We start from the raw sequence: 673 nt of genomic DNA, 5'->3' as shown, positions 1-673 counted from the left end.
CTACAAAACATTCCAATACTCAAAAACACTCCCAAACCCCCACTTCTATAAATCAAAGTCAAAGCAATACGAGTGAAGTCAAAAGTGAATCTCTCACTTGTCATTCTTTGGGCTTTATGCCCGAAGAATCTTTAAGAGAATCACCAGCAATTCAATCCTCTTGTCATTCTGAGCCTCTAGGCGAAGAATCTCTTAAGGAAACACTAGTCGCCTACAGAGATTCTTCGGTCGTTACCACTCCCGCTAGACATGACAAGCTAACAACATTTACTAGTAATTCCAAAAGCAATTCTTCACCTACTATGCAGGCTCAGAATGAGAGGGGTAGAGTCTCTAGTGATTCTTTTGAAAAGTCTCTAGTAGATAAGAGAGATTCTTCGGTCGCTACGCTCCCTCAGAATGACAAAAAGTCCCAAATGTCTCCCAGCAGTGAAGCAAGTCTTCACTGCGATAAGACAGAATCGCACGAAGTGCCACATTATGACAAAAAGCCTTTTTACTCCCTCTTTAAAAAACTCATACATAAACACAACTCCACAAACAAAGAGAATGCACAAGATTCCAAAATCTACCAGCATATCTCTATGCTTGCTATTATCAATATATGCTTTATGATATGTGTTTTTACACCTTTTGCAGTGTATAGCAGTGATGTATCACAATTTGATGCTAC

The 673-nt window shown here is 39.4% G+C and carries 1 pseudogene; it reads left to right on the top strand.

Features of this window, described 5'->3' with window-relative positions:
• A pseudogene (locus CQA63_RS09305) lies at nt 1-673 on the top strand (hypothetical protein); the annotation flags it as partial.

Source organism: Helicobacter marmotae (assembly GCF_003364255.1).
GTDB lineage: Bacteria > Campylobacterota > Campylobacteria > Campylobacterales > Helicobacteraceae > Helicobacter_C > Helicobacter_C marmotae.
This window is presented reverse-complemented; position numbering and strand designations above follow the sequence as displayed.